Annotated in this window: 4 protein-coding genes; 3 read left to right on the forward strand and 1 reads right to left on the reverse strand. The window is 63.3% G+C overall.

All coding sequences use genetic code 11. The features are described from left to right. Positions 1-343, reverse strand: a 343-nt coding sequence (locus ACK4SV_RS16640) for a MarR family winged helix-turn-helix transcriptional regulator (RefSeq protein ID WP_409918964.1), incomplete at its 3' end; no start/stop codon positions are given. A gap of 184 nt (positions 344-527) precedes the next feature. On the opposite strand from ACK4SV_RS16640, the gene ectA reads away from it, so the two are divergent. From ectA to ACK4SV_RS16655, 3 genes are all read left to right on the forward strand, one after another. Next, entirely contained in the window at positions 528-1,097 is a 570-nt protein-coding gene (gene ectA, locus ACK4SV_RS16645; protein WP_409918965.1) for a diaminobutyrate acetyltransferase, read from the forward strand. A 51-nt stretch (positions 1,098-1,148) separates the two neighbouring features. Further along, positions 1,149-2,444, forward strand: a complete 1,296-nt coding sequence (gene ectB / locus ACK4SV_RS16650) for a diaminobutyrate--2-oxoglutarate transaminase (protein ID WP_409918966.1) — start codon at positions 1,149-1,151, stop codon at positions 2,442-2,444. A 12-nt stretch (positions 2,445-2,456) separates the two neighbouring features. Further along, positions 2,457-2,765: ectoine synthase (locus ACK4SV_RS16655; RefSeq protein ID WP_409918967.1), on the forward strand; the 309-nt coding region annotated here is incomplete at its 3' end.

Below are 2,765 nucleotides of genomic sequence, written 5' to 3' on the forward strand. Positions count from 1 at the left end.
CGCTGAGCGTCTCGCGGCCAGCGGGCGTGATCTGCACGAACACCGTGCGCCGGTCGGTATTGCCGCGGGCGCGCTGGACGAGGCCGCGCGCCTGCAGCCGGTCGAGCAATATCGAGATCGTTGCCTGTTTCAGCCCGGCGCTGCGCGCCAGGTCGCCCGGCTGCGCGCCGCCCGTGGCCGCAAGTTCCTTCAGCACGGCAAGCTGGGACGGGGTGAGGCTCGTATCGCGTGCCAGCGTGCGCGAATGGCTGTCCACGGCCTTCAGGATGCGCCGGAGTGCAATCAGCGCCTGTTCGGAGGCGTGGGCGGGGACGGAGTCACGGGGAGCAGCGGACGGGTTCATGGGCCAAATCCTATGTCAACTCCATTTAAGAACAAATAATTAGATTATCTAATTAGATGTCTGTTCCTCGGGGTGTAGAGGCCTAAACTGCCTCATATTTGGGCAGGTGAATCGCCGCTAGGGGTTGACATTAGGGGTCGAAACATAATTTGACGGCCTAAGCATTAGCAAAGTGAGCGAAACCATGCCTGGTGACACCATCACCCAGAACACGGCCGAGCCTGTCCCCGAACGAAGTAAGGCGGCGGCGCTGGCCCCCATCCGCATCGCGCCCCCCGGCGCAGAAGATGCGGCCGAGGTCCATGCCCTGATTGCCGCCTGTCCGCCCCTCGACACCAACTCCCTGTATGCCAACCTGATCCAGTGTACGCATTTCGCGCGCACCTGCGCGGTTGCCCGGATCAATGGCCGCGTCGTGGGGTGGATTTCCGGTCACCTGCCGCCCGGCCGGGACGATACGTTCTTCCTCTGGCAGGTCGCCGTCCATCCGGATGCGCGCGGCCTGGGCCTCGCAAAACTTATGCTGGCGGACATCCTGGCGCGGCCGGAGCAGGCCAAAGTGCGCCAGATGGAAACCTCCATCACCCGTGAGAATGACGCTTCCTGGGGCCTGTTCCGCGGCCTGGCGCGATGGCTCGGCGCCCCGCTCCGCGATGCGCCCTGGTTTGACCGCGACCGGCATCTGGCAGGCCGGCACCCGTCCGAGTTTCTCGTCACCATCGGGCCTTTCCGAGCGCCGCCCGGTAACGTCTGAACCCCTCCGTACACATAACAAAAAATCAGAGCATCAAACAAGGAGCCCGCAATGGCCTATGAACATGCTTCCGTACCCACCGACATCTTTGAGCGCCGCGAATCGCGCGTGCGCAGCTATTGCCGTTCATTCCCCTGCGTCTTCCAATCCGCCAGCGGATCCCACATGGTGGCCGAGGACGGTACGCGCTATCTCGACTTTCTTTCCGGCTGCTCGACGCTGAACTATGGCCATAACCCGGCCGAACTGAAACAGGCGCTGATTGAATACATCTCCGCGGACGGCGTGGCGCACGGCCTCGACATGCACACCCGCGCCAAGGCGCATTTCCTCGAGACCTTCGAGAGGCGCATTCTGAAACCGCGCGGCATGAACTACCGCACGATGTTCACCGGGCCGACCGGCGCGAACGCCGTCGAGGCGGCGCTGAAGCTCGCGCGCAAAGTCACGGGACGGACGAATGTGATCGCCTTTACCAATGGTTTCCACGGCATGACGCTGGGCGCGCTGGCAACGACCGGTAATTCCGGCAAGCGGGGCGGCGCGGGCATCCCGCTGAGCGGCGTGAGCCATGAAGCATATGACGGCTATTTCGGTCCGGATACGGACACCGCCGACCAGCTTGACCAGCGCCTGTCGGACAGCTCCTCAGGCCTCGACAAGCCGGCGGCCATACTGGTCGAGACGGTACAGGGCGAGGGCGGGCTCAACGTTGCCTCGAATGCCTGGCTGCGCCGGATCGAGCAGATTGCCCGCAAGCATGGCGCGCTGCTGATCATCGATGACATCCAGGCCGGTATCGGCCGCACGGGCGGCTTCTTCAGCTTTGAGCGCGCCGGCATACAGCCGGACATCGTGACGCTCGCGAAGTCGCTGTCGGGCATGGGTCTGCCGATGGCGCTGACGCTGATCCGTCCCGAACATGACCGCTGGAAGCCCGGCGAGCATAACGGCACGTTCCGCGGCAACAACCACGCCTTTGTGACCGCCGCCAAGGCGCTCGACCTTTACTGGGCCGATGACGCGTTCGAGAAGGACGTCGCCCGCAAATCGGGAATCCTCCGTGCACGCCTAAAGAAGATTGCAGACGCGAGCCCCCTGGCAAACCGCATCAAGGGCCGGGGCATGATGTCCGGCATCGAGATGGAGAGCGGTGAAATCGCTGCGGAAATATGTGCCCACTGTTTCGACAATGGCCTGATCATCGAGACGAGCGGCAGCGATGACGAAGTCGTCAAAGTGCTCGCGCCGTTGACGATCCGCGACGCCGACCTCGAAGCCGGCCTCAAGATCCTGGAAACTGCCGTGCGCACCGTTTCGGCGCGCCGCAGCCAGTCAGCCGCGTAAGGGAGCGAACTCATGATTGTCAGAGATCTCGCCAAGGAAGCCCAGACCGAGCGCCGCGTCGACAGCGAGGGTTGGACATCCGTCCGCCTGCTGCTGAAAGACGATGCTATGGGATTCTCCTTCCACATCACCACGATCCATGCCGGCGCCGAGCTGGAGATGCACTACAAGAACCATCTCGAAAGCGTCTTCTGCATGGAAGGCACAGGCTCGATCGAGGATCTTGCCACCGGCGAGCGCCATGCGATCCGCCCCGGCGTGATGTATGCGCTCAACGAGCATGACCACCATATTCTGCGGGCAGATGAAGCCGCGCCGATG

The sequence above is a fragment of the Hyphomonas sp. genome (genome assembly GCF_046313735.1).
Classification (GTDB): domain Bacteria; phylum Pseudomonadota; class Alphaproteobacteria; order Caulobacterales; family Hyphomonadaceae; genus Hyphomonas.

What these genes read in the sequence shown, in the direction of transcription:
- ectB (WP_409918966.1), top strand. Translation starts at nt 1,149, where the DNA reads ATGGCCTATGAACATGCTTCCGTACCCACCGACATCTTTGAGCGCCGC.
- ectA (WP_409918965.1), top strand. Translation starts at nt 528, where the DNA reads ATGCCTGGTGACACCATCACCCAGAACACGGCCGAGCCTGTCCCCGAA.